The sequence below is a fragment of the Microbacterium sp. C23T genome, from assembly GCF_053345975.1.
Genome location: NZ_JBKFBD010000005.1, coordinates 95,758 through 119,834, shown reverse-complemented (window position 1 = coordinate 119,834; position 24,077 = coordinate 95,758). Strand labels below are relative to the sequence as shown.

The window sequence follows — 24,077 nt, the reverse complement described above, 5'->3', positions numbered from 1 at the left end:
GACGAAGGAGCAACAATGACCGACACCCAGACCGTTCTCGCGACGCGGCATGTGCCCGAGGGCCTGCCGAGCCGCATCCGGCACTACATCGACGGCGAGTTCGTCGACTCGGCCGACGGCGACACGTTCGACGTGCTCGACCCGGTGACGAACGAGACGTACGTGCAGGCCGCGGCCGGCAAGAAGGCCGACATCGACCGGGCCGTCGCCGCCGCGCGCCGCGCGTTCACCGAGGGACCGTGGCCCCGGATGCTGCCGCGCGAGCGTTCGCGCGTGCTGCACCGCATCGCCGACATCGTGGAGTCCCGCGACGCCCGGCTCGCGGAGCTGGAGTCGTTCGACTCGGGCCTGCCGATCACGCAGGCGCTCGGCCAGGCGCGGCGGGCGGCGGAGAACTTCCGGTTCTTCGCGGACCTGATCGTCGCGCAGGCCGACGACGCCTACAAGGTGCCGGGCCGGCAGATGAACTACGTCAACCGCAAGCCGATCGGCGTCGCAGGCCTCATCACGCCGTGGAACACCCCGTTCATGCTCGAGTCGTGGAAGCTCGGCCCGGCGCTCGCGACCGGCAACACCGTGGTGCTCAAGCCCGCCGAGTTCACGCCGCTGTCGGCGTCACTGTGGGCCGGGATCTTCGAGGAGGCCGGGCTGCCGAAGGGCGTCTTCAACCTCGTCAACGGCCTCGGCGAGGACGCCGGCGACGCGCTGGTGAAGCACCCCGACGTGCCGCTGATCTCGTTCACCGGCGAGTCCCGCACCGGGCAGCTCATCTTCGGCAACGCGGCGCCGTTCCTGAAGGGCCTGTCGATGGAGCTCGGCGGCAAGTCGCCCGCCGTCGTGTTCGCCGACGCCGACCTCGACGCCGCGATCGACGCCACCATCTTCGGCGTCTTCTCCCTCAACGGCGAGCGCTGCACCGCCGGCTCGCGCATCCTCGTCGAGCGCCCGATCTACGACGAGTTCGTCAAGCGCTATGCGGCGCAGGCCGACCGCGTCGTCGTGGGGTACCCGCACGACCCGAAGACCGAGGTCGGGGCGCTCGTGCACCCCGAGCACTACGACAAGGTCGTCTCGTACATCGAGATCGGCAAGTCCGAGGCGCGCCTGGTCGCCGGCGGCGACCGCCCCGAGGGATTCGAGACCGGCAACTTCGTGCGGCCGACCGTGTTCGCCGACGTCGCCCCGGACGCGCGGATCTTCCAGGAGGAGATCTTCGGCCCGGTCGTCGCGATCACGCCGTTCGACACCGACGAGGAGGCGCTCGAGCTCGCCAACGGCGTGCGGTACGGGCTCGCCGCCTACGTGTGGACCAACGACCTCAAGCGCGCCCACAACTTCTCGCAGGCCATCGAGGCCGGCATGGTCTGGCTGAACTCGAACAACGTGCGCGACCTCCGCACGCCGTTCGGCGGCGTCAAGGCCTCGGGCCTCGGACACGAGGGCGGCTACCGCTCCATCGACTTCTACACCGACCAGCAGGCCGTGCACATCACGCTCGGCCCCGCCCACAACCCCACCTTCGGAAAGGCGGATGCCGCCGGCCACTGAGGGCCGCAGCATCCATCTCCGAATACCCCACGCAAGGACGCGACATGACCCACCGTGACCAGATGACCCGCACCTCTTCCGGCTTCTACGTGAGCCAGGAGGCGCCGATCCTCTCCGACAACCCGATCCCCACCCCGTCCGTGCCGGCGCCCGACATCCTGCGCTGCGCGTACATGGAGCTCGTCGTCACCGACCTGCTCGCCTCGCGCGAGTTCTACGTCGACGTGCTCGGCCTGTACGTGACGGAGGAGGACGAGAGCACGATCTACCTCCGCTCGACGGAGGAGTTCATCCACCACAACCTGGTGCTGCGCCAGGGCCCGGTCGCCGCGGTCGCCGCGTTCTCGTACCGGGTGCGGTCGGCGCAGGACCTCGATAAGGCCGTCGCGTTCTACGAGGAGCTCGGCTGCCGCATCGAGCGCCGCCCGGACGGGTTCACGAAGGGCATCGGCGACTCGGTGCGCGTCACCGACCCGCTCGGCTTCCCGTACGAGTTCTTCTTCGCGACCGAGCACGTCGAGCGCCTGTCGTGGCGCTACGACCTGCACACCCCGGGCGAACTGGTGCGCCTGGACCACTTCAACCAGGTCACCCCCGACGTCCCCCGCGCGGTGAACTTCATGCAGTCGCTGGGCTTCCGCGTCACCGAGGACATCCAGGACGAGGAGGGCACCGTCTACGCCGCGTGGATGCGCCGCAAGCCCACGGTGCACGACACCGCGATGACCGGCGGCGACGGCCCGCGCATGCACCACGTCGCGTTCGCCACGCACGAGAAGCACAACATCCTCGCGATCTGCGACAAGCTCGGAGCCCTCCGCCGCTCCGACGCGATCGAGCGCGGACCGGGCCGCCACGGCGTCTCGAACGCGTTCTACCTGTACCTGCGCGACCCCGACGGGCACCGTGTCGAGATCTACACCCAGGACTACTACACCGGCGACCCCGACAACCCCGTCGTCACCTGGGACGTCCACGACAACCAGCGCCGCGACTGGTGGGGCAACCCCGTCGTCCCGTCCTGGTACACCGAGGCGTCCCTCGTGCTCGACCTCGACGGCAACCCGCAGCCCGTGGTGGCGCGCACGGACTCGTCCGAGATGGCGGTCACGATCGGCGCCGACGGCTTCTCGTACACCCGCCCCGACGAGGACTCGATGCCCGAGTACAAGCAGGGCGAGTACAAGCTCGGCCACCAGCTGTAAGGGGAACGGATGCTGCACCCCGACGACATCGCCGCGATCGCGGCCGAGCTGGCCGAGGCCGACCGCACGCACGGTGTGATCCCGCGCATCACGGCGCGGTACCCGGACGCGACGGTCGAGGACTCGTACGCCATCCAGGGTGTGTGGCGCGACCAGAACATCGCCGCCGGGCGCACGCTGGTGGGCCGCAAGATCGGGCTCACGTCGAAAGCCATGCAGCAGGCGACGGGCATCACCGAGCCCGACTACGGCGTGATGTTCGACGACACCGTGTACCGCTCCGGCGCCGAGATCCCCGTCGAGAAGTTCTCGAACGTGCGCATCGAGGTCGAGCTGGCGTTCGTGCTGAAGACCCCGCTCGAGGGCCCCGAGTGCACCCTCGATGACGCCCTCGCGGCGATCGACTACGCGGTGCCCGCGCTCGAGGTGCTCAACTCGCACATCGAGCTCGAGGGCCGCACCATCGTCGACACGATCAGCGACAACGCCGCCTACGGCGCGATGGTGCTCGGCGACGTCCACAAGCGCCCCGACGAGATCGACCTTCGCTGGGTTCCCGGCGTGCTGAGCCGCAACGGCGAGATCGAGGAGACCGGCGTCGCCGCCGGAGTCCTCGGGCACCCCGCCACCGGCGTCGCGTGGCTGGCGAACAAGTTCCACCAGCACGGCGCGCGGCTCGAGGCGGGCGAGATCATCCTCGCGGGCTCCTTCACGCGCCCCATGTGGGTGTCGCGGGGCGATACCGTCAGGTGCGACTACGGACCCATGGGAGTGATCGAATGCCGCTTCGTCTGAGCCCGACCTTCCGCGACGCACTCGCGCACGCCGACCACCCGCTCGCGGGCATCTGGGTGTGCACCGGCTCGCCGCTCGTCGCCGAGATCTGTGCCGGCTCGGGCCTGGACTGGGTGCTCATCGACATGGAGCACTCCCCCAACGGCCTCGAGTCGGTGCTGGCTCAACTGCAGGCCGTCGCCGCCTCCCCGATCACCCCCGTGGTGCGCGTGCCGATCGGCGACGTCGTGACGATCAAGCAGGTGCTCGACCTCGGAGCCCAGAACCTGCTCGTGCCGATGGTGTCGTCGAAGACGGATGCCGAAGCCGCCGTCGCCGCCGTGCGCTATCCCCCGAGGGGTACGCGGGGCGTGGGCTCCGCGCTCGCGCGATCGGCCCGCTGGAACCGCGTCGACGGGTACTTGCAGGACGCCGACGCGCACGTCTCGCTGTTCGTGCAGATCGAGACGACGGCCGGTGTCGAGGCGGCCGCCGAGATCGCCGCGGTCGACGGCGTCGACGGCGTCTTCGTGGGTCCGAGTGACCTCGCCGCCTCGATGGGCGTGCTCGGTCAGCAGACCCACCCCGACGTCGTCTCCGCCGTCAGGCGCACCTTCGACGCCGTCCGCGCGGCCGGCAAGCCCGTCGGCGTCAACGCCTTCGACCCGGCCACCGCCGACGCCTACCTCGAGGCCGGCGCCTCGTTCGTCCTCGTCGGCGCCGACGTCGCCCTCCTCGCCCGCGGCTCCGAGGCCCTCGCCGCACGCTTCATCCCGACAGACGCCTCCGGCGAGCGCGCCTCGTACTGAGCGTCCACGCGGCGGACGCGGCTGGGCCCACGCGCCCAGAGGCTCCGCCCGACGCGCCAGCGGCGGGTGGAGGGGGCGTGGGGACCGTTCCCCTGCCGCTGCCGGACGTGGCACAGTGAATCCATGAAGAAGTGGGTCGTGCGGTTCGCGTCGCTGCTGGTGTTCAACATCGTCGTGCTGCTGATCGTCGGCTGGCTCACGCCCGCGCGCGTCGGCTGGGCCGCGCTCTGGGCGGGCATCGTGCTGACGGCGCTCGTCATCTGGATCAAGCCGCTCGTCGAGAAGTGGTTCCGCTCGATGGCGGCGAAGTCCGCGAATCAGCGCACCAAGGCCGGCGAGAAGCTCGTCGAGTTCCTGCTCGCCTTCGCCGTCGCGTTCCTCGTCTGGATCGTCACCGTCGTCTTCACCGGCGTCTCGATCGGCGGCGGCATCTTCGGCGCGTTCTGGGGCTGGGTCATCCCGCCGGTGATCCTCCTGATCGGCTGGGCGATCTACGGCGCCATCGACGACAAGGTCGAGACCCACGCCGGCACGCTCTACGACAAGGCGACCGGTTCGAACGCCGGATCAGTAGATGCTGCGGCCCCGCCGATCCCTTCCCCCGAGGCATCCGCGGGCCGCCGCGAACTGAACGACGGGCTCACCGACGAGCAGCGACGCATGCTCGACGAACTCGGCAAGGGCTGATTCCGCCCGACCTGTCGATCGGGGCGGGCGCCGATCGTCATCAGGGTGTCGATACCCCTGAAAGAAAGGACGACGCCATGCGGTACGCACTCCTCCTCCACTACCCCGAGATGACCCCTGACGACATGGGCGACGACGCCTGGGCCGAGGGCATGCGCGAGTTCGACGAGTACGCGAAGGCGCTCGACGCCGCCGGCGTGCTCGTGTCGGCCGAGGTGCTCCAGCCTTCTGCCGTCACGACGACGGTGACGGCGCCCGACGGCACGTTGCGCGTGCAGGACGGTCCGTTCGCCGACACCAAGGAACAGCTCGGCGGCACGTTCGTGGTCGAGGTCGCCGACCTCGACGCCGCGATCGGCTGGGCCGGCAAGGCGCCGTCGATCAGCTGGGGCACCGTCGAGGTGCGTCCGAGCGCGACCTTCTTCGAGAACGGCGCCTGGACCCCGTTCGCAAACTGATGCCGTCCGCTTCCGACTCCCGCGCGGTCGCGGCACGCACCGCGCGGGAGTCGTACGGCCGCATCCTTGCCGTGGTCGCCGCCTCCACGCGCGACGTCGTGCTCGCCGAGGACGCCCTCGCCGACGCGTTCGAGCGCGCGCTGCGCACGTGGCCGGATGCCGGCATCCCCGCCAATCCCGAAGGGTGGCTGGTCACCGTGGCCCGCAACCGACTGCGCGACGCCCTCTCGTCAGCGGCGCACCGCACGGGTGTCCCGCTCGACGAGGGGATCGCCGCGATACGCGCCGACGAGCGCGAGGTCGACGCGCTCACCGCCCTCGAGCGCGCCGAGGCCATCCCCGACCGCCGACTCGAACTGCTCTTCGCGTGCGCGCACCCGGCGATCGAACCCGCCGTCCGCACGCCGCTGATGCTGCAGACCGTGCTCGGATTCGACGCGGCCGAGGTCGCCCGCGCGTTCGCGGTCGAGCCCTCCGCGATGGCCCAGCGGCTCGTGCGGGCGAAGCGGCGGATCCGGGATGCCGGCATCCCGTTCCGCGTCCCGACCCGCGCCGACATGCCGTCCCGGCTGCCGGCCGTGCTCGAGGCGATCTACGGCGCGTACGCCATCGGCTGGCTCGACCAGGGCGAGGAGCCGCGCGAGTCGCTCGCCGACGAGGCGCGCTGGCTCGCGGTGCTCACCGCGACCCTCCTCGACGACGAGCCGGAGGCGTGGGGCCTCGCCGCGCTGCTCACCTACGCGCAATCGCGCGCACCCGCTCGCACCGACGTGCCGTGGCCGCCGCTCGACGAACAGGACCCGGCCGCGTGGGACCGCGCGCTCATCGCGGAGGGCGCTGCTCTGCTGCGCCGCGCCTCGTCGCTCGGGCGACCGCTGGGACGATTCCAACTCGAGGCGGCGATCCAGGCCGTGCACTGCGACCGCGCCCGCACCGGCTCCCTCGATGTCGAGGCGCTCGTGAAGCTCTACCGCGGTCTCGTCGCGATCGCGCCGACCGACGGGGCGCGGCGCGCGCTGGCGGCGGCCGAGGCACGGCTCGCGTCAGCGTCATGATGGCGGATGCCGATTCGGGCAGCGCGAGGAAGTTGCGGAACGGATGCTGCGGGCCCCGGCTCCTCGGCATCGGACGTGTAACAAACCGACCCGCACCGACCGCTGCGCCGAACCCGTCGCCAAGATGGAGGGATCCGCAGAGCGACAGCACGCACGCGCGGACACCCGACTTCTGGAGGCACCCATGTCGCGCAGCATCCGTCTCGTCCGCATCGCCGCCGCCGGCATCGCCGTCGCGGCCCTCGCCCTGACGGGCTGCGCCTCGGGCTCCGCGCCGGCGAGCAGCGAGTCGGCCGCCGCCGACGCCGGCTACCTCACCCCCGGCAAGCTCACCATCGCGACCGGCGAGACGGCGTACGAGCCGTACGTGATCGACGACGACCCGGCGTCCGGTGAAGGGTTCGAGGCAGCGGTCGCGTACGCCGTCGCCGAGGAGCTGGGCTTCGCCGCCGAGGATGTCGAATGGGTGCGGACCAGCTTCGAGTCGGCGATCGCGCCCGGTCCGAAGAGCTTCGACTTCAACATCCAGCAGTACACGATCACCGACGAGCGCAAGCAGGCCGTGGACTTCTCGTCGCCCTACTACGAGGCCAGCCAGTCGGTGGTCGCGCTGAAGGGCGGTGCCGCCGAGGGCGTGACCGACATCGCGGGCCTCAAGGATCTGGTGCTCGGCGCCATGTCGGGATCCACGAGCGCGACGACGATCGAAGAGGCGATCGCCCCCACCGCCACGCCGCAGCTCTACAGCTCCAACGAAGACGCGGTCGCCGCGCTCAAGGCCGGTCAGATCGATGCCCTCGTGCTCGACACCCCGACCGCCTACACCGCGGTGAACTTCTACATCGACGACTCCTTCACCGTCGGCGAGCTCCCGGCTGCGGGGGTGCCCGACCAGTGGGGCCTGCTGCTGGCGAAGGACTCCCCGCTGACCGCGGACGTCACCGCGGCCGTCGACACGCTGCGCGAGAACGGGACGCTCGACGCCCTCGAGGAGAAGTGGCTCGCGGTGCTCAGCGAGGGCGTGCCGCAGCTCAAGTGACCGCGTCCGCTACGTTCGTTCGGTGACCCCGCACCAGCCCAGCGCGCTCGAGCTCGACCGTCGCGCCTACCGGCACCGCCGCTCGCGGCGGTCGGTGCTCATCGCGATCGCGTCGTCGCTCGCGTTCGCGGTGATCGTCTGGGTGACGGTCATCAACACCGAGGGCTGGTCCAAGGTCCAGCAGTCCTTCTTCAATCTCGACGTCGCGATCCAGGCGCTGCCGAAGGTGTGGGACGGCTTCCTGATCAACCTGCAGGTGCTCGCCTACTCGGTCGTGACCGTCGCGGTCGTAGCACTCGTGATCGCCGTGCTGCGCACCCTCCGCGGGCCGGTCTTCTTTCCGGCGCGCGTGCTCGCGGCGGGGTACACCGACCTCTTCCGCGGCCTTCCGTTCATCATCGTGCTGTACTTGATCGGCTTCGGCCTGCCGACCATCACGAACACGCGCATGCCGGTGGTGCTGCTCGGCGTGATCGCGGTGACGCTCACGTACTCCGCATACGTCGCCGAGGTGATCCGGGCCGGCATCGAGGCCGTCCACCCTTCGCAGCGCCTCGCCGCGCGGGCCCTCGGCCTCGGCTACGTGCAGTCGCTGCGCCGCGTCGTGCTGCCCCAGGCCTTCCGCAAGATCACGCCGCCCCTCATGAACGACTTCATCTCGATGCAGAAGGACGTCGGTCTGATCTCCATCCTGGGCGCGGTCGATGCCATCGCCGCGGCGAGATCCGTCGCCTCGCTCACCTACAACTTCACGCCGTACGTCGTGGCCGGCGTGCTGTTCATCCTGCTCGCGATCCCCACCATCCGGCTCACCGACTGGTACACCGCGCGTCTGCGCGAGCGTGAGCAGGCGGGGGCGATCCTGTGACCGCTCTGCTGCGGGCGACCGGCATCCACAAGTCCTTCGGCGAGCGCGAGGTGCTCCGCGGCGTCGACCTCGAGCTGGCGACCCATGAGGTGGTCGCGCTCATCGGCGCGAGCGGATCCGGCAAGTCCACGCTCCTGCGGTGCCTGAACCTCCTCGAGCCCATCGACGACGGGCAGATCTTCCTCGACGACGAGGACATCTCCGATCCGCGCATCGACGCGAACCGCGTCCGCGGCCGCTTCGGCGCGGTGTTCCAGAGCTACAACCTGTTCCCGCATCTCACCGTGCTCGACAACGTCACGCTGGCCTCGCGCGTCGTGCACCGCACTCCGCGACGTGAGGCCGAGACGCGCGCGCTCGAGCTGCTCGACCGCATCGGGCTCGCCGACCTCGCCCGCGAGCACCCCGACCGCCTCTCGGGCGGCCAGCAGCAGCGTGCCGCGATCGTGCGGGCCATCGCGACCGACCCGGAGGTGCTGTTCCTCGACGAGATCACGTCGGCGCTCGACCCCGAGCTCGTGGGTGAGGTGCTCGAGCTCGTGCGGCAGCTCGCTGCCGACGGCGCGACGATCCTCATGGCGACGCACGAGATGGCGTTCGCCCGGGATGTCGCCCACCGAGTGGTGTTCCTCGACGCCGGCACGATCGTCGAGCAGGGTCCGCCTTCTGAGGTGCTGGCGGCTCCTCGCGAACCCCGCACCCGAGAGTTCCTCGCCCGCTTCACCGCCTGAGTGGGCCAGGCCGCGATGTCCATATCGCGTGCTCTCACCGAGCGCATGCGTTATGTGCGCGCATAGCGCATGGTCTCGGCGAGATCACGTGATGTGAACGCAGGGAAGTGAGTCAACTTGTTGACTTAGGGTGAGTCAACTGGTTTACTCACTGTATGTCCGAACGCCTCACCTTCACTCTCCACGAGCTCATCGCCGAGCTCGATGCGTTCGCCGACTCCGCCCTGCAGGCGGGGTGGGGTGTGACGTTCAGCCACTTCCAGTTCCTGGCCGTGCTCTACGACCACGAGCCCGTCGACATGACGACGCTCGCCCGCTGCCTCGGCGTCACCAAGGCGGCTGTGAGCAAACGGGTGCCCGCGCTCGTCGAGGACGGGTGGATCACCGCGGCATCCCAGCCCGGCGCGGGCCGCAGCATCCTGCTCTCGCTGACCGACAAGGGCACCGCCCTCGTGCGCGATGCCGGCGAGGTGCTCGAGCGCGAGTTCGCCGCGATGCTCACGCACCCCTCGCTCGCCGGCGACCCCATCGACGCCCCGCGCATGAACGCCCAGCTCGTCGCCCTCACCGCTTTCATCCAGCAACAGCCGGCGCCCGGCCCGGGTGCCGTCCACCACCCTCAGGAGACCCTCGCATGAACGCTCCCCGCATCCTCGTGATCGTCGGCACGCCCTTCGCCGGCAGTCTCAACCACTCCCTCGCCCAGTCGTACGCCGACGCCGCGCGCGCCGGCGGCGCCGAAGTGCGCGTCGTGGATCTCGCGAACGACGCGGTGCCGCAGCATCCGTCCGTCCGCGACGACGTGCGCCTGCCGCGCACCGATGCCGACGTGCCGCTCACCCCCGAGGTCGCCGCGTACGTCGCCGACGTCGACTGGGCCGACCACCTGGTCTTCTTCTTCCCGCAGTGGTGGGGGTCGCTTCCGGGGGCGCTCAAGACGTGGATCGACCGCGTGTTCGTGCGGGGGTTCGCCTACCGCTACCGTCCGACCGGGCGGCTGTGGGACAAGCTGCTCACCGGGCGCAGCGCGCGCATCGTGATGACGATGGACTCCCCCACGCTCTGGAACGCATGGGTCTACCGCAACGCCCCGATCCGCTCGCTGCGCAACGCCACGCTGGAGTACTGCGGCATCAAGGTCCGCGGTGTCACGCGGCTGGCGCAGGTGCGCCACAGCACCGAGGCCGACCGCGAGCGCTGGGTCCGCGGGATGGCGTCGTTCGGGGCGACGGATGCCGAGTCCGTGCGTCCGCGCGAGCGGTCCGAGCTCGTCGCGGCCTGACGTCAGGCGAGCGAGCGCTCCGCCGCCTCGACGACGTTGGTCATGAGCAGCGCCACGGTCATCGGACCGACCCCACCGGGGTTGGGCGAGAGGTAGCCGGCGACCTCGGCGACATCCGGGGCGACATCGCCGTAGACGCGGGACTTCCCGGTCTCGGGGTCGTCTTCGCGGGTGACGCCGACGTCGAGCACGGCGGCGCCGGGCTTGACGTCCTCGGCTCGGACGATGTGCTTCACGCCCGCCGCGGCCACGATCACGTCGGCCTGGCGGAGGTGGTGCGACAGGTCGGCGGTGCCGGTGTGCGTCAGGGTCACGGTCGCGTTGATCTCGCGGCGCGTGAGCAGCAGGCCGATCGAGCGGCCGATGGTCACGCCGCGGCCGACGACGACCACGTCCTTGCCCTTGAGGTCGTAGTCGTTGCGCAGCAGCAGCTCGATGACACCGCGCGGCGTGCACGGCAGCGGCGTGGTGATCGGCGAGTTGACGTTGAGCACCAGGCGTCCGAGGTTCGTCGGGTGCAGGCCGTCGGCGTCCTTCGCGGGGTCGATGCGCTCGAGGATCGCGTCGGTGTCGAGGTGCTTCGGCAGCGGCAGCTGCACGATGTAGCCGTGGCACTCCGGGTCGGCGTTCAGCTCGTCGATGAGCGCCTCGACCTCGGCCTGCGTGGCATCCGCCGGAAGCTCGCGCTGGATCGAGTTCATGCCGATCGCCTCGGACTCGCGGTGCTTCATCCCGACGTAGAGCTGCGAGGCCGGGTCGGCGCCGACGAGCACCGTCGCGATGCCGGGCGTGACGCCACGATCCTTGAGTGCCGCCACGCGCTCGCGCAGCTCGTCCTTGATCTGGGCCGCGGCCGCGCGCCCGTCGAGCTTCTGTGCGGTCATGCTGGGTCTCCTCGTGGGTCGTGCGCTCTCACGCCGGGGCGGGCGGGATGGATGCCGCGGCCCGGCGTCGGGCCGCGGCATCCGTGTCGACAGTGGTACCAGACGGTGCCGCCGCGCCGCGGCGGCACTTCCACTCAGTGGCGGAAGTCGGGGTACAGCGGGAAGGCGGCCGTCAGGGCCGCGACGCGCAGGCGCAGCTCCTCGACGTCGGCGCCGGGCTGCAGCGCGAGCGCGATGACGTCGGCGACCTCGGTGAACTCGGCGTCGCCGAAGCCGCGGGTCGCGAGCGCCGGCGTGCCGATGCGCAGGCCCGACGTGACCATCGGGGGGCGCGGGTCGTTGGGGACCGCGTTGCGGTTCACCGTGATGTGGATCTCGTGGAGGAGGTCCTCCGCCTGCTTGCCGTCGATCTCGGCGTTGCGGAGGTCGACGAGCACGAGGTGCACATCGGTGCCGCCCGAGCGGACCGCGATGCCGGCATCCTTCACGTCCTGCTGCGACAGGCGCTCGGCGATGATGTGGGCGCCGCGGAGCACGCGCTCCTGGCGCTCCTTGAACTCAGGGGTGGCCGCGAGCTTGAACGCCGTGGCCTTCGCCGCGATCACGTGCATGAGCGGGCCGCCCTGCTGGCCCGGGAAGACAGCCGTGTTGATCTTCTTCGCGAGATCGGCGTCGTTGGTGAGGATGAAGCCCGAGCGGGGGCCGCCGATGGTCTTGTGCACCGTCGACGACACGACGTGCGCGTGCGGCACCGGGTTGGGGTGCAGGCCCGCCGCGACGAGACCGGCGAAGTGCGCCATGTCGACCCACAGGGTCGCGCCGACCTCGTCGGCGATCGCGCGGAAGGCGGCGAAGTCGAGCTGGCGCGGGTAAGCCGACCAGCCGGCGATGATGACCTTGGGCTTGTGCTCGATGGCGAGGCGGCGCACCTCGTCCATGTCGATGGTCGAGGTCTCGGGGTCGACGCCGTACGCGACGATGTTGTAGAGCCGGCCCGAGAAGTTGATCTTCATGCCGTGCGTGAGGTGGCCGCCCTGGTCGAGCGACAGGCCGAGCAGCGTGTCGCCGGGGCGGGCGATCGCGTGCAGCACGGCGGCGTTCGCGGTGGCGCCCGAGTGGGGCTGGACGTTCGCGAACTCGGCGCCGAACAGCGCCTTGGCGCGGTGGATCGCGAGCTCCTCGGCGACGTCCACTTCTTCGCAGCCGCCGTAGTAGCGGCGACCCGGGTAGCCCTCTGCGTACTTGTTGGTCAGCACCGAGCCCTGCGACTGCAGCACAGAGACCGGAACGAAGTTCTCGGAGGCGATCATCTCGAGGTAACCGCGCTGGCGGTCGAGCTCGCGGTCGAGCACCTGGGCGATCTCGGGATCGACCTCGGCGAGAGGGGCGTTGAAGAACTGATCGGTCATGCGATCTCCTTGACTGCGGCTTTCGGGGTGCGCGGCACGGGGTGCCGGGATTCACATCGGCCCAGGCGTGCGGTCGAATGCCGTAGTCGGTCGCTCCCCGGTGGTGTCCCACCTCAACGCCAGTCGCGACACACCGAGCATAACGGAACAGGAGGCGCTAGGCTGAGTCGAATCCCTTTTGTTAGGACTCTTTACATGAATCGTCGACGAGGACGGGCCGTCGTGGCAGCCGCCCTCGCCGCTGCGCTGCTGGCCGGCTGCACCCCGGTCGCACAGAATGGAGACACCGTGTCGCTTCCCGCCGTCGTCCCCGCCCCCGTCTCGATCGAGGCCGGCTCCGGCGCGCCCTTCCGGCTCACCTCCGCCACGGCGGTGAACGGAGAAGCGGATGCTGCCGCCGCCCTGTCCGCGATCGTCGAGGCCCGCACGGGACTGACCATCGCAAGCGGCGACGGCGCGGGCATCGAGCTGCGGATCGACCCTTCGGCGGGCTCAGGGAACGGGGACCCGGCCGAGTCCTACCGGATCGCCGTGGACGAGGCATCCGTCTCCGTCACCGGCGCCGATGCGGCCGGCCTCTTCTACGGCGTGCAGACGCTGGGCCAGCTCATCGCCCGCGACGGCGACGAATGGACCGTGCCCGCCGTCACCATCGAGGACGCCCCGCGCTTCGCGTACCGCGGTGTCATGCTCGATGTCGCCCGCCACTTCCATCCCGTCGAGACGGTCGAGGCGTACATCGACCACGCGGCGTCACTCAAGTTCAACGCGCTCCACCTGCACCTGACCGACGACCAGGGCTGGCGCATCCAGCTCGACTCGCGGCCGGAGCTCACCGAGACGGCGTCGGGCACTTCCGTCGGCGGCGACCCGGGCGGCTTCTACACGAAGGACGACTACCGCGGGATCGTCGAGTACGCGGCATCCCGTCACATGATCGTGGTCCCCGAGATCGACATGCCGGGCCACACGCATGCGGTCGGGCTCGCCTATCCCGAACTCGCCGAAGACCCGAGCATCAGCGACCACATGCGCGAGATCATCCGCGACTACGGCGGCGAGGAGCCGCGTGTCGGCGCACCGTACGACGGCATGGCCGTCGGGTTCTCGTCACTGAAGATCCACGACGAGGCGACGTACGACTTCGTGGCCGACGTGTTCGGCGAGCTCGCGGCGATGACGCCCGGCCCGTACCTGCACTTCGGCGGCGACGAGTCGCTCTCGACGACCGACGAGGACTTCGCGGAGTTCGTCGGGCGCGCGAGCGAGATCATCGCCGACCTCGGCAAGACGCCCGTGGCGTGGCACGAGGCCGGCGCCGCGGCCGGCATCGCCGACACCACGGTCGGCCAGTACTGGGGCTTCCTCACGCCGCAGGAGGGCGCCGCCGAGAAGGCGACCGCGTTCGTCGACAACGGCGCCCAGCTGATCCTCTCCCCCGCCGACGCGATCTACCTCGACATGAAGTACCCGGCCGGCCCCGAGCTGGGCCTCACGTGGGCGAACGGCCCGACGAGCGTCGAGCGCGCGTACTCGTGGGAGCCGTCCGACGTGGTCCCCGGGGTCGACGACTCCGGCATCCTCGGCGTCGAGGCGCCGCTGTGGACCGAGACGATCCGCACGGCCGCCGACATCGACACGATGGCGTTCCCCCGCGCGGCCGCCGCGGCGGAGGCCGCCTGGTCGCCCGCGACCGGAGCGAGCGACCTGCGCACCTGGGCGTCGTTCCGCGAGCGCGTCGGCGCCCTCGGCCCGCTGTGGACCAGCATGGGCATCGGCTTCCACCCGTCCGAAGAGATCCCGTGGGTCACCGAGTGACCTCCGCCGAGTGATCCGGAGCACCGCATGAGCACCCTCGTCCACTCCGCCCGCCTGCTGGGCTCCGTCTCCGTCGACGGCGACCGCACCGACGGGTGGGCGCTGTTCGAGGGCGGCCGCGTCGCGTCGGCCGGCGCCGGCGGCGATCTCCCGGTCGCCGACGAGGTCGTGGACGGCGGCGGCGGATGCCTCGTCCCCGGCTTCATCGACATCCACGGGCACGGCGGCGCCGGCGCGAGCTTCGACGACGGACCGGATGCCGTCGCGACCGCGCGCGCCATCCATCGCGCCCACGGCACCACTCGCGCGGTGCTCTCGCTCATCACGGCGCCGATCGACATCCTCGTCGAGCGCGTGGCGATGGTCGCCGACCTCTGCGACGCCGATCCCACCGTCCTCGGCTCGCACCTCGAGGGCCCGTTCCTCGACCCCGGCCACAAGGGCGCGCACACCGAGTCGCTGCTGCGGGCGCCGGACGCGGCATCCGTCGACCGCCTCCTCGAAGCGGGGCGCGGCACGATCCGACAGGTCACGCTCGCCCCGGAGCGCGCCGGCGCCTTCGACGCGATCCGGCGCTTCGTCGATGCCGGGGTCGCGGTGGCGGTCGGCCACACGAACGCCGACGCCGACACGACGCGGCGCGCGTTCGACGCCGGCGCGACGCTGCTCACCCACGCGTTCAACGCGATGCCCGGCATCCATCACCGGGCCCCGGGTCCGGTCGTCGCGGGCCTTCGCGACGAGCGCGTCACGCTCGAGATCATCGCCGACGGCGTCCACGTCGACCTGGAGCTCATCGCGACCCTCTTCGCCGTGGCCGGCAACCGCATCGCGCTCATCACCGACGCGATGGCCGCGGCGGGCTCGCAGGACGGCCGGTACGAGCTGGGCGGCCTTGCGGTGCGCGTGACCGACGGCGTCGCGAGGCTCGAAGAGGGCGGCGCGATCGCCGGCTCGACGCTCACGCAGGACGCCGCACTGCGCCACGTCGTGGCCGCGGGCGTGCCCCTGGAGGTCGCCTCGCACGCCCTGAGCCGGCAGCCTGCGCACGCGATCCACCGCGGCGACCTCGGCACGCTCGACATCGGCGCGCCCGCCGACGCCGTGCTGCTCGACGGCGCGCTCGCGGTGCGCCGCGTCTGGGTCGCGGGGCACGGGGCCTGAGCGCGCTCGCGCGCACGTGAAAGGCGGGGCCGAAGGTCCCTCCCCCGAGATACCTCCGAGCCCCGCCTTGTCCGCGGGAGTCCCGCCGGGGCGGCCGCCGTCGTGCCCCACACAAGGGCGGCCGGCCACTCTGACGAAAGAGACGGCGAGACCCCCGATCTATTACGCGAGTTCTGGAAATTCGCTCGGACGGATGCTGCGGGGTTCGAGTCGCAGCCCTGGTCAAAACCGGGGGCGGCGACGACAATGGAACGAGCCGCGGTCCGCACCCGGGATCGACGTCGTCGATGTGCGTCGCGGAACTGGGGGATCCATGGACCACGAGGAAGTGCAGGAGCGCGAGACGGAGGTCGTCGTCGACGCCGACGCGGACCTCGTCCTGCGGACGAGATCGGGCGACACCGACGCGTTCGCGGAGCTCTGGCGGCGGCACTATCGCGCAGGCGTCACCGTCGCGCGCAACATGACCTCGAGCCTCGATGCCGACGACCTCGTGCAGGAGGCGTACACCCGCATCTACCACTCAATCGTCCACGGCGGCGGGCCGACCGGATCGTTCCGCGCGTACCTCTTCACCAGCATCCGCAACACCGCTGCGGCGTGGGGGCGCGCGCGCCGCGAGACCGCGTACGAGGAACTCGACGGCGTCGAGGACCCCTCGGGCGCCGAGCACGAGAGCGAGGCCGCGCTCGACCGGGGCCTCACACATCAGGCTTTCCGCAGCCTGCCGACGCGGTGGCAGGAGGTGCTCTGGTACTCCGAGATCGAGCGCATGAAGCCCGCCGAGATCGCGCCGCTCTTGGGCATGAAGCCGACGGCGGTCGCCCAGCTGACGTTCCGTGCGCGGGAAGGCCTTCGCGAGGCCTGGATCCAGGCGCACCTGCGGTCCGTGGCCGACGGCTCGGACTGCCAGTGGACCATCGAACGTCTCGGGGCGTATTCGCGCCTCAACCTCGGCCGCCGCGACCACGCGAAGCTCGAGCAGCATCTCGGCCGCTGCGTGCGCTGCTCGATCGTCGCGAGCGAGGCCAAGGAGGTCTCGAGCCGGCTGGCGCTCGTGCTCCTGCCCATCGCGCTCGGCGCGGTCGGCACCGCCGGGTATCTCGCGACAGTCCAGGGCGGCGGCACCTCGCTGGTGGCGCTGGCTTCGATGCCGTCGAGCGTCGTGCACAGCACGGTGACCATCGCCCCGGGCGGAGTCGTCGGTGCGGGTGCGACCGCGAGTGCGGGTGCCGGTGCGGCGGCGACGTCGGCCGGCGTGGGATCGGCGGGGGCGGTCGGCGCAGCAGGGGCGGCGACCGCCGTCGCTTCGACGGGAGCGGTCTTCGGCACGTCGGCGGTCGCCGGCATCGGTGCGGCCTCCGGACTCGCCGCCGCCGGACTCGTGGTCGTCAGCGGCGTGGTCGCCGCGGCCGTGATGCTGCCGGCCGCCGCCGGCCCGGAACCGGTGCCGACGCCCACACCCGCGAACGAGGTCGCGGCAGAGAACGTGAACGCCCCGGCCCTCCTGCCGGAGGAGACCGGCGACACCGCGCTCCAGCTTCCGGCCGAGCCGGGTCCCGGGCCGGCCGACGTGCCCGTCGTGTCCGACGCCACTGCCGGCGACGGTGACGCACAGAGCGGCGGCGCCACGTCGTCGGGTGGCGGCAAAGCCACGGGCCAGACCGGCAACGGCACCGCGAAGGGCGACGAAGCCGCGCAGGGGAACAACGGCAACCCGACCAGCAACAACGGCAACCCGACGAGCAACAACGGCAACGGGAACACCGGCAACAACGGCAACGGGAACACCGGCAACAACGGGAACAGCGCCGGCGAGTCGGGCAACAACGGGAACGGCAACGGAAACACCGGCAACTCGGGCAACGGCACGCCGACGAACGGCACGGGCAGCGGCAACGGCGGCACCACCGGGAACGGCGGCTCGACCGGGAACGGCACCCCGACCAACGGCACCGGCAACGGCAACGGCGGCAACACGGGCGCCGGCAGCGGCACGGCCAAGCGCAACGTGAGCCTTCCCAACGGCCTCGGGCGCGGCGTCGTCGACCGGATGGCGGCCTCGACCGTCACCGAGGCGCCCGCGGACGCTCCCGAGGTGGCCGACGCCCTGCCCGTCGAAACGGTGCCTGCCGACGGCGGCAACTGACCCGCCGCGTCCCGCGTCGTCAGAAGGCGCTCAGCGGCGGGCCTGAGCACCGGAGCCCGGCGGACGCGCGCGGCACGCCGCCGTAGACTGGAAGCCATGTCCGACACGCCGAACGTCACTCCCGCGCGCCCTGCCGAACCGGCACCCGGAACGCGCGCGCCCCTTTCGGCGATCGACGTGGTCGCGTTCGTGTGCGAGATCTTCGCATTCGGCACCCTCGCGCTGTGGGGCTTCACGATGTGGCCGTTCCCGTGGAACATCGTCGCCGGCGTCGGGGCTCCCGCGATCGCGATCCTCCTCTGGGCCTTCTTCGTGTCGCCTCGTGCCGTGTTCGCGGTGCACCCCTTCGTCCGCGCCGTCGTCGAACTCCTCGTCTACGTGTCCGCGACCGCCGCCTGGTGGTCGATGGGCAACGCGTGGATCGGCCTCGCGTTCGGCGTGGTCGCCGTGACTGCCGGCCTCATCGCCGGCCGGCGGCACCTGTCGTGATCCCGGGCGCCGACGCGCTCGACCAGCTGCGCGCGGCACTCGGCGATCGCGTCGACACCTCCCCGGCCTCGCTCGCCGCCGCGCGCGCCGACAAGTCGGGGCACGCTGCATCCGGTCTCCCCCTCGCCGTCGTGCACGCCCGCAGCGTCGACGACGTCCAGCAGACGCTCCGCATCGCCGGACGCACCGGCACGCCCGTGGTCACCCGCGGCGCCGGCACCGGCCTCGCCGGCGGTGCCAATGCCGGAGACGGGGAGATCTCGCTGTCGGTGCGCGGCATGGACCGCATCCTCGAGGTGCGCCCCGACGACCTCCTCGCGGTCGTCGAGCCGGGCATCCTCAACGCCGACCTCAACGCCGCGCTCGCCCCGCACGGCCTCTGGTGGGCGCCCGATCCCGCGAGCCGGGCGATCTCGACGGTCGGCGGCAACATCGCCACCGGCGCGGGCGGACTCCTGTGCGCGAAGTACGGCGTCGTGCGCGACGCGGTGCTCGGCGTCGACCTCGTCCTCGCGGACGGCCGGCTCCTCCACCTCGGCCACCGCACGGTCAAGGGCGTCACCGGCCTCGACCTGACGTCGCTGGTCATCGGGTCGGAGGGCACTCTCGGCGTCGTCGTCGGCGCGACCCTGAAGCTGCGCCGACTGGTGCCCGGCGAGGTCTGCACGATCGCCGCGACGTTCCCCGACGTGCGGGCGGCGGCCGAGGCATCCTCCGCCGTCACCGCCTCCGGTGCGCAGCCCGCGATCATGGAGCTGATGGATGCCGCGTCCCTCGCCGCCGTGCACGCGCTCCTGGCGCTCGAGGCACCGACTCCGGGCGCGGCGCAGCTCACCATCCAGACCGACGGCCCGGCCGCGATCGCCGAGGCCGACGCCATCGCCGACGTGCTGCGTCGCGCCGGCGGCACGTCCGTCGTCTCGCACGACCCCGAAGAGGGAGAGCGGCTTCTGGCGATCCGCCGGTCGATGCACCCCGCCATGGAGTCGCTCGGCACCGCCCTCATCGAGGACGTCTCGGTGCCGCGCAGCGCCCTGCCCGTGATGTTCGACGAGATCGCCCGCGTCGAGCGCGAGCACGGCGTCGTGATCCCGACGGTCGCCCACGCCGGCGACGGCAATCTGCATCCCAACTTCATCTTCGAGGCCGAGCCCGACGAGTTCGGCGTCGTCGAGGCCCCGGACCACATCTGGGCCGCCGCCGACGACCTCTTCCGCGCGGCCCTGCGCCTCGGCGGCACGCTGACCGGCGAACACGGCGTGGGCGTGCTCAAGCGCCGCTGGCTCGCCGACGAGCTCGGCGAAGACCAGTGGGAGCTGCAGCGTCAGATCACCCGCGTCTTCGACCCCCAGGGCATCCTCAACCCCGGCAAGGTCTTCGTGCGCTGAGCCGCCGCGGGCTACGAGGCGGGCGGGTAGACCTGCGTCGGCGCCGCGGGGCGGGGCGACTCTCGCGGCGCGAACACGATCGCGAGGATGCCGAGCAGCAGGACCCCGAGCGTTCCGATCGCGGCAGACCCGAAGACCACGGCCACGAGGTCGGGCTGCACCAGGCTGCCGCCGGCCGCGACGACGAAGACCTGGGCGAGCACCTGCGCGCCCACCGCCACCGCGACGACGATGAGCGGCACCCACCGCAGTCGATCGGGCACCGCACCCGCGCGGCCGATGACCACCGTAGCCACGATCAACGCGACAGGCGACAGCACCATGACCAAGGTGCCGACCGATGTCGCCGTCGTGGCGTCCCAGGTCTGGAGCGGGAGCATCCACCACACCAGCCTCGATGCCAGCGGAGCCGCCGCCGCGACCACGAGCGCGGCGATGCCGAGCGACTGTCGTCCGACTACGCTTCCCGATCCACGGATGCCGAGGGCGAAGACGAGCAGCGCGGCGCTCCACACGAGGTCGATCGCCACGCCGACCGCGGGGAACGCGAACGTCCAGCTGCCCTGGGCGATCAGCCCCAGCGTCGCCGAGGCGATCAGCAGAGAGCCCCCGAGGATCCATGCCCGCCGCGCGTCGCGCACGGCGGGCGTCGCAGCGGGCGTCACGACGTCGGCGTCATCGATCATGCCCTCAGCGTAAGGTCAGATGCCCTGCCAGTCGGGCTTGTTGTCGTAGGCGTAGCGGTAGTAGTCGGAGCGGGTCAGCTGCGAGGCCGCGGCCTCGTCGACCACGATCGTCGCATGCGGGTGGAGCTGGATCGCCGATCCCGGCAGGGACGCCGACAGCGGACCCTCGACGGCGCCGGCGACCGCGGCCGCCTTGCCCTCGCCGAACGCCAGCAGCACGAGGTGGCGTGCGCGCAGGATGGTGCCGAGGCCCTGCGTGATGCAGTGCTTGGGCACGTCGTCGATCGAGTCGAAGAAGCGGGCGTTGTCGCGACGCGTCTGCTCGGTGAGGGTCTTCACGCGGGTGATCGAGGAGAACGACGAGCCGGGCTCGTTGAAGCCGATGTGGCCGTCGGTGCCGATGCCGAGGATCTGCAGGTCGATGCCGCCGGCCGCGCGGATGGCCGCGTCGTACTCCTCGCCGTGGTGCTCGATGCCCTCCGGCGTGCCGTCGGGGGTGCGGATGAGCTCGGCGTTGAGGCCCAGCGGCTCGACGACCTCCCGCGTGATCACCGAGCGGTAACTCTCGGGATGCGCGGGGTCGATGCCCACGTACTCGTCGAGCGCGAACCCGCGCACGCGTGAAAGGTCGACGCCCTCCAGCCGCGAGCGCAGCGCCTCGTAGACGGGCAGCGGCGTGGACCCGGTCGCAAGCCCCAGTACCGTCTCGGGGTTCGAGCGGACGAGCTCCGCGATGTGGTCGGCGACGAGCGCGCCCGCGGCGGCCTTGTCTTCGACGATGACGATCTCAGCCATGGACCAGTGCTTCCTCTGCGTCGTGTGTGGCGTCGCCCTCCGCACCCACCAGCGCGGCCCCGAGTGCGGCGGCCGGGGAACCCGGCGGCAACAGCTCGACCCGGTCGGCGAGATGCAGCGAGCGCATGAACGGGGATGCCTCGGCACTGGCCGCGAGCTCGGCTGCGACATCCGTCATCAGTCGATCTCCCAAAGCCGTGACACCCCCTCCGAGGACCACGATATCGACGTCGGCCGTCAGCACCAGCACCCGGATCGCGGCGGCCACACCGCGGGCGAGTCCGGCGCGCAACTGTCGCGCCGACGGGTCGCCCGCATCGGCGGCGTCGAAGACGTCGCGCACCGGCAGTGCGGAGCGCTGAGCCCAGCGCTCCGCGATCGCACCGCCGCCCGCGAAGGCCTCGATGCAGCCGCGCTGGCCGCAGCGGCACAGGGGTCCGTTCGGGTCGACCGAGATGTGGCCGACCTCGCCGGCGGTGCCGCGGGCGCCCCGCCAGAGGACGCCGTCCGAGACGATCCCCGCGGCGATGCCGGTGCCGAGGTTGAGGTACGCCATGGAGCCCGGCGCCGGTAGGCCGTCCCGCGTGTGGAGCGCATGCGCTCCGAGGGCGGCGGCCTTGACGTCGTTCTCGACCTGCACCGGCACCCCCAGCTGGGGCCCGACGGCGGCGGCGAGGTCGAGCTCGTCGACGCCGAGGTTCACCGCGTGCACGACGCGGCCGGTGCCCGGCTCGATCTGGCCCGGGATGCCGACCCCGACCGAGCGCACGGCCGAGAGGTCGACGCCGGCCTCGGTGCCGAGCGCACGCACGGCGTCGATCACGGTCTGGGCCACAGCATCCGGCCCCCATCCCGTGGGGAGGCGGAGGCGACCCGCGATCGTGCCGTCGGCGTCCACCGCGACGGCGTCGGTCTTGGTCCCGCCGACGTCCAGCCCGACCTTCATCGGCCGACCTCCCTGTAGGAGGCGGCGTGGTCCTTCGTGCGCATCAGCCCTTGACCGCCCCGGAGACAAGACCGCTCGTCATGCGGTGCTGGACGATGAGGAAGAACACGATGACGGGGATGGCCATGATCGTGGACGCGGCCATGACGACGGCCCAGTCGGTGGCCTTCGTCGCCTGGACGAAGGCGCGGAGCCAGATGGGCAGCGTCAGCGATTCCGGCCTCGTCATGATGACGAGGGCGAAGACGAACTCGTTCCAGGCCTGGATGAAGGCGAACACGCCGGTCGCGATGAGGCCGGGGGCCAGCAGCGGGAACGTGATGCGCCAGAACGCACCGGACCGGCTGCAGCCGTCGATCATCGCCGCCTCCTCGAGGTCCGCGGGCACGCCGTTGACGAATCCGCGCAGCGTCCAGATGGTGAACGGCAGCACGAAGGCGATGTAGACGAAGCTCAGCCCGATGATCGAGTTCAGCAGGTACCAGCCGTCGAGCACGCGGAACACCGAGACGATCATCGCCTCCGCGGGGATCATCTGGATGACGAGGATCGCGATGATGAACGAGGTCCGCGTGCGGAAGCGGTAGCGGGACACCGCGACCGCGCCCAGGAAGGCGAACCCGAGGGCGACCACGAGCGTGATGCCGGTGACCGCGACCGAGTTGAACAGCGCGTTGAGGAGGCTGTCGTCAGTCAGGGCTTCCTGGTAGTTGGCGAGGGTGAACTCGTCCGGCCACCAGTGCGGGGTCGTCGAGCGCACCGCCGAGGCGGGCAGCAGGGAGGTGTTCACCATCCAGTAGACGGGGAACAGCGAGGCGACGATGACGACGACGGCCGCGACGTTCAGGAACACGCGCGAGATCACGCGGCGCGGACGGGCGGTCATGATTCCTCCTTGAGCATGGTGCGGATCCAGTACCCGGAGATGGCGAGGAGGATGACGACGAGGATCACCGAGATCGCGCCGCCGGCACCGAGGTCGCCCGACGCCATGGAGACGCTGTAGATGTAGACGCCGATCGTGTTGGTCTCGGCGCGCACACCGCCGATCGACTGCAGCGCGTAGATCTGCGCGAAGACGCGGAGGTCCCAGATGACCTGCAGGACGAGCAGGACGAGGAGGATCGAGCGCAGGTAGGGGAAGACGATGAGACGGAACCGCGCGAGCCCTCCCGCGCCGTCGAGCGAGGCGGCCTCGAGCACCTCGTCGGGCACCTGCGAGAGCGCGGCGTACGTGCTGAAGGCGACGAACGGGATCGCGCCCCACGTGATGATGATCGCGGCCACGGCGTAGAAGCTCGTAGGGTCGATCAGCCAGCTGTGGCCGATCCAGTTCTCGCCCGTGATCTGCGTGAGCACGTAGTTCACGAGGCCGTACTGCGTGTCGAAGATCCAGCCCCAGACGATCGTCGCGGTGAGGGCGGGCATCGCCCACGCGAGCAGGAGCGAGACCGAGACCGCGGTGCGCATCACGGCGCCGAGCTTCGTCATCATCACGGCGATCGCGACGCCGAGGAGCATCGTGGCGACGACGCTCACGATGCACAGTGCGACGCTGCGGCCGAGGACCGCCCAGAACTCGGGGTCGGTCAGCACGGCGATGTAGTTGTCGATCCCGATGAACTCGGGCGGCGCACCGAAGATCTGTGCGCGGCCGAACTTCTGGAACGACATGATCACCAGCTGCACGAGCGGCCAGCCGATGAAGACGACGAGCATGATGAGGGCCGGCGTCAGGAGCGCGAGCGGCGCCCATGGGAACCGGCGCTTCTTCGGCCGTTCGGGGTCTGGCCGCGACTCGGGTGACGGGGCGGGCGGAGCCGATGCCTCTGCGGGGATCGTCGTCATGGCAGAACCTCCTCTCAAGAATTGTGTCGAGCCCTGTGCGGGCAG

At 71.1% G+C, this 24,077-nt stretch carries 24 protein-coding genes and 1 riboswitch; of the genes, 17 read left to right on the top strand and 7 right to left on the bottom strand.

Features of this window, described 5'->3' with window-relative positions:
• Nucleotides 1-15 precede the first annotated feature (15 nt).
• From hpaE to ACLBXX_RS04375, 12 genes are all read left to right on the top strand, one after another.
• On the top strand, nt 16-1,548 hold the full coding sequence (hpaE, locus tag ACLBXX_RS04430) for a 5-carboxymethyl-2-hydroxymuconate semialdehyde dehydrogenase (protein WP_447656997.1): 1,533 nt from the start codon (nt 16-18) through the stop codon (nt 1,546-1,548).
• A 44-nt stretch (nt 1,549-1,592) separates the two neighbouring features.
• A complete protein-coding gene (gene hpaD / locus ACLBXX_RS04425) occupies nt 1,593-2,753 on the top strand; it encodes a 3,4-dihydroxyphenylacetate 2,3-dioxygenase (RefSeq protein WP_447656996.1) in 1,161 nt (386 codons plus the stop codon).
• Between the two features lie 9 nt (nt 2,754-2,762).
• Entirely contained in the window at nt 2,763-3,548 is a 786-nt protein-coding gene (locus ACLBXX_RS04420) for a 2-keto-4-pentenoate hydratase (protein WP_447656995.1), read from the top strand.
• Nucleotides 3,533-4,336: an HpcH/HpaI aldolase family protein gene (locus ACLBXX_RS04415; protein ID WP_447656994.1), complete on the top strand. Its 804-nt coding sequence runs from the start codon at nt 3,533-3,535 to the stop codon at nt 4,334-4,336. The genes ACLBXX_RS04420 and ACLBXX_RS04415 overlap by 16 nt, the downstream gene beginning before the upstream one ends.
• 123 nt (nt 4,337-4,459) lie before the next feature.
• Nucleotides 4,460-5,023 carry a hypothetical protein gene (locus tag ACLBXX_RS04410; protein WP_447656993.1) on the top strand — a complete coding sequence of 188 codons (564 nt, stop codon included), beginning with the start codon at nt 4,460-4,462 and terminating at the stop codon, nt 5,021-5,023.
• Nucleotides 5,024-5,100: 77 nt separating this feature from the next.
• Nucleotides 5,101-5,481 carry a YciI family protein gene (locus ACLBXX_RS04405; protein WP_447656992.1) on the top strand — a complete coding sequence of 127 codons (381 nt, stop codon included), beginning with the start codon at nt 5,101-5,103 and terminating at the stop codon, nt 5,479-5,481.
• Entirely contained in the window at nt 5,481-6,536 is a 1,056-nt protein-coding gene (locus tag ACLBXX_RS04400) for an RNA polymerase sigma factor (protein ID WP_447656991.1), read from the top strand. Before ACLBXX_RS04405 ends, ACLBXX_RS04400 begins: the two co-directional genes overlap by 1 nt.
• Before the next feature lie 184 nt (nt 6,537-6,720).
• Nucleotides 6,721-7,575, top strand: coding sequence for an ABC transporter substrate-binding protein (locus ACLBXX_RS04395; protein ID WP_447656990.1), 855 nt, complete (start codon nt 6,721-6,723; stop codon nt 7,573-7,575).
• Between the two features lie 22 nt (nt 7,576-7,597).
• Nucleotides 7,598-8,443, top strand: coding sequence for an amino acid ABC transporter permease (locus tag ACLBXX_RS04390; protein WP_387143682.1), 846 nt, complete (start codon nt 7,598-7,600; stop codon nt 8,441-8,443).
• Entirely contained in the window at nt 8,440-9,174 is a 735-nt protein-coding gene (locus ACLBXX_RS04385; protein WP_447656989.1) for an amino acid ABC transporter ATP-binding protein, read from the top strand. The genes ACLBXX_RS04390 and ACLBXX_RS04385 overlap by 4 nt, the downstream gene beginning before the upstream one ends.
• 155 nt (nt 9,175-9,329) lie before the next feature.
• Nucleotides 9,330-9,812, top strand: coding sequence for a MarR family winged helix-turn-helix transcriptional regulator (locus ACLBXX_RS04380; protein ID WP_447656988.1), 483 nt, complete (start codon nt 9,330-9,332; stop codon nt 9,810-9,812).
• On the top strand, nt 9,809-10,456 hold the full coding sequence (locus ACLBXX_RS04375; RefSeq protein WP_447656987.1) for an NAD(P)H-dependent oxidoreductase: 648 nt from the start codon (nt 9,809-9,811) through the stop codon (nt 10,454-10,456). Before ACLBXX_RS04380 ends, ACLBXX_RS04375 begins: the two co-directional genes overlap by 4 nt.
• Before the next feature lie 2 nt (nt 10,457-10,458).
• Here the strand turns inward: ACLBXX_RS04375 and ACLBXX_RS04370 are convergent, their stop codons facing one another.
• Nucleotides 10,459-11,340, bottom strand: coding sequence for a bifunctional methylenetetrahydrofolate dehydrogenase/methenyltetrahydrofolate cyclohydrolase (locus ACLBXX_RS04370; protein WP_447656986.1), 882 nt, complete (start codon nt 11,338-11,340; stop codon nt 10,459-10,461).
• Between the two features lie 134 nt (nt 11,341-11,474).
• Nucleotides 11,475-12,749, bottom strand: coding sequence for a serine hydroxymethyltransferase (glyA, locus tag ACLBXX_RS04365; protein WP_447656985.1), 1,275 nt, complete (start codon nt 12,747-12,749; stop codon nt 11,475-11,477).
• 52 nt (nt 12,750-12,801) lie between these two features.
• Nucleotides 12,802-12,886, bottom strand: a riboswitch (ZMP/ZTP riboswitch).
• Nucleotides 12,887-13,037: 151 nt separating this feature from the next.
• Between glyA and ACLBXX_RS04360 the strand changes: the two genes are divergently transcribed.
• From ACLBXX_RS04360 to ACLBXX_RS04340, 5 genes are all read left to right on the top strand, one after another.
• The gene (locus tag ACLBXX_RS04360; protein WP_447657043.1) at nt 13,038-14,567 is read left to right on the top strand and encodes a beta-N-acetylhexosaminidase; all 1,530 of its coding nucleotides are present in this window, start codon (nt 13,038-13,040) and stop codon (nt 14,565-14,567) included.
• 27 nt (nt 14,568-14,594) lie between these two features.
• Entirely contained in the window at nt 14,595-15,731 is a 1,137-nt protein-coding gene (gene nagA / locus ACLBXX_RS04355) for an N-acetylglucosamine-6-phosphate deacetylase (protein WP_447656984.1), read from the top strand.
• A gap of 313 nt (nt 15,732-16,044) precedes the next feature.
• Nucleotides 16,045-17,880 carry an RNA polymerase sigma factor gene (locus tag ACLBXX_RS04350; protein ID WP_447656983.1) on the top strand — a complete coding sequence of 612 codons (1,836 nt, stop codon included), beginning with the start codon at nt 16,045-16,047 and terminating at the stop codon, nt 17,878-17,880.
• 96 nt (nt 17,881-17,976) lie between these two features.
• Entirely contained in the window at nt 17,977-18,369 is a 393-nt protein-coding gene (locus tag ACLBXX_RS04345; protein ID WP_310289065.1) for a YrdB family protein, read from the top strand.
• Nucleotides 18,366-19,757 carry an FAD-binding oxidoreductase gene (locus ACLBXX_RS04340; RefSeq protein ID WP_447656982.1) on the top strand — a complete coding sequence of 464 codons (1,392 nt, stop codon included), beginning with the start codon at nt 18,366-18,368 and terminating at the stop codon, nt 19,755-19,757. Before ACLBXX_RS04345 ends, ACLBXX_RS04340 begins: the two co-directional genes overlap by 4 nt.
• Before the next feature lie 11 nt (nt 19,758-19,768).
• Here ACLBXX_RS04340 and ACLBXX_RS04335 read toward each other — a convergent pair whose 3' ends face one another.
• The 5 genes from ACLBXX_RS04335 to ACLBXX_RS04315 are packed head-to-tail and all read right to left on the bottom strand — an operon-like array spanning nt 19,769 to nt 24,032.
• Nucleotides 19,769-20,443 carry a hypothetical protein gene (locus ACLBXX_RS04335; RefSeq protein ID WP_447656981.1) on the bottom strand — a complete coding sequence of 225 codons (675 nt, stop codon included), beginning with the start codon at nt 20,441-20,443 and terminating at the stop codon, nt 19,769-19,771.
• Nucleotides 20,444-20,458: 15 nt separating this feature from the next.
• Entirely contained in the window at nt 20,459-21,238 is a 780-nt protein-coding gene (locus ACLBXX_RS04330) for a glucosamine-6-phosphate deaminase (RefSeq protein WP_447656980.1), read from the bottom strand.
• Entirely contained in the window at nt 21,231-22,184 is a 954-nt protein-coding gene (locus ACLBXX_RS04325; protein WP_447656979.1) for an ROK family protein, read from the bottom strand. The genes ACLBXX_RS04330 and ACLBXX_RS04325 overlap by 8 nt, the downstream gene beginning before the upstream one ends.
• A 43-nt stretch (nt 22,185-22,227) precedes the next feature.
• The gene (locus ACLBXX_RS04320; protein ID WP_447656978.1) at nt 22,228-23,070 is read right to left on the bottom strand and encodes a carbohydrate ABC transporter permease; all 843 of its coding nucleotides are present in this window, start codon (nt 23,068-23,070) and stop codon (nt 22,228-22,230) included.
• The gene (locus ACLBXX_RS04315) at nt 23,067-24,032 is read right to left on the bottom strand and encodes a carbohydrate ABC transporter permease (protein WP_447656977.1); all 966 of its coding nucleotides are present in this window, start codon (nt 24,030-24,032) and stop codon (nt 23,067-23,069) included. The genes ACLBXX_RS04320 and ACLBXX_RS04315 overlap by 4 nt, the downstream gene beginning before the upstream one ends.
• Nucleotides 24,033-24,077 lie beyond the last annotated feature (45 nt).

Coding starts and splice junctions, on each gene's coding strand:
- hpaE (WP_447656997.1), top strand. CDS start 16: ATGACCGACACCCAGACCGTTCTCGCGACGCGGCATGTGCCCGAGGGC.
- hpaD (WP_447656996.1), top strand. CDS start 1,593: ATGACCCACCGTGACCAGATGACCCGCACCTCTTCCGGCTTCTACGTG.
- ACLBXX_RS04420 (WP_447656995.1), top strand. CDS start 2,763: ATGCTGCACCCCGACGACATCGCCGCGATCGCGGCCGAGCTGGCCGAG.
- ACLBXX_RS04415 (WP_447656994.1), top strand. CDS start 3,533: ATGCCGCTTCGTCTGAGCCCGACCTTCCGCGACGCACTCGCGCACGCC.
- ACLBXX_RS04410 (WP_447656993.1), top strand. CDS start 4,460: ATGAAGAAGTGGGTCGTGCGGTTCGCGTCGCTGCTGGTGTTCAACATC.
- ACLBXX_RS04405 (WP_447656992.1), top strand. CDS start 5,101: ATGCGGTACGCACTCCTCCTCCACTACCCCGAGATGACCCCTGACGAC.
- ACLBXX_RS04400 (WP_447656991.1), top strand. CDS start 5,481: ATGCCGTCCGCTTCCGACTCCCGCGCGGTCGCGGCACGCACCGCGCGG.
- ACLBXX_RS04395 (WP_447656990.1), top strand. CDS start 6,721: ATGTCGCGCAGCATCCGTCTCGTCCGCATCGCCGCCGCCGGCATCGCC.
- ACLBXX_RS04380 (WP_447656988.1), top strand. CDS start 9,330: ATGTCCGAACGCCTCACCTTCACTCTCCACGAGCTCATCGCCGAGCTC.
- ACLBXX_RS04375 (WP_447656987.1), top strand. CDS start 9,809: ATGAACGCTCCCCGCATCCTCGTGATCGTCGGCACGCCCTTCGCCGGC.
- ACLBXX_RS04370 (WP_447656986.1), bottom strand. CDS start 11,340: ATGACCGCACAGAAGCTCGACGGGCGCGCGGCCGCGGCCCAGATCAAG.
- glyA (WP_447656985.1), bottom strand. CDS start 12,749: ATGACCGATCAGTTCTTCAACGCCCCTCTCGCCGAGGTCGATCCCGAG.
- nagA (WP_447656984.1), top strand. CDS start 14,595: ATGAGCACCCTCGTCCACTCCGCCCGCCTGCTGGGCTCCGTCTCCGTC.
- ACLBXX_RS04350 (WP_447656983.1), top strand. CDS start 16,045: ATGGACCACGAGGAAGTGCAGGAGCGCGAGACGGAGGTCGTCGTCGAC.
- ACLBXX_RS04345 (WP_310289065.1), top strand. CDS start 17,977: ATGTCCGACACGCCGAACGTCACTCCCGCGCGCCCTGCCGAACCGGCA.
- ACLBXX_RS04335 (WP_447656981.1), bottom strand. CDS start 20,443: ATGATCGATGACGCCGACGTCGTGACGCCCGCTGCGACGCCCGCCGTG.
- ACLBXX_RS04330 (WP_447656980.1), bottom strand. CDS start 21,238: ATGGCTGAGATCGTCATCGTCGAAGACAAGGCCGCCGCGGGCGCGCTC.
- ACLBXX_RS04325 (WP_447656979.1), bottom strand. CDS start 22,184: ATGAAGGTCGGGCTGGACGTCGGCGGGACCAAGACCGACGCCGTCGCG.
- ACLBXX_RS04320 (WP_447656978.1), bottom strand. CDS start 23,070: ATGACCGCCCGTCCGCGCCGCGTGATCTCGCGCGTGTTCCTGAACGTC.
- ACLBXX_RS04315 (WP_447656977.1), bottom strand. CDS start 24,032: ATGACGACGATCCCCGCAGAGGCATCGGCTCCGCCCGCCCCGTCACCC.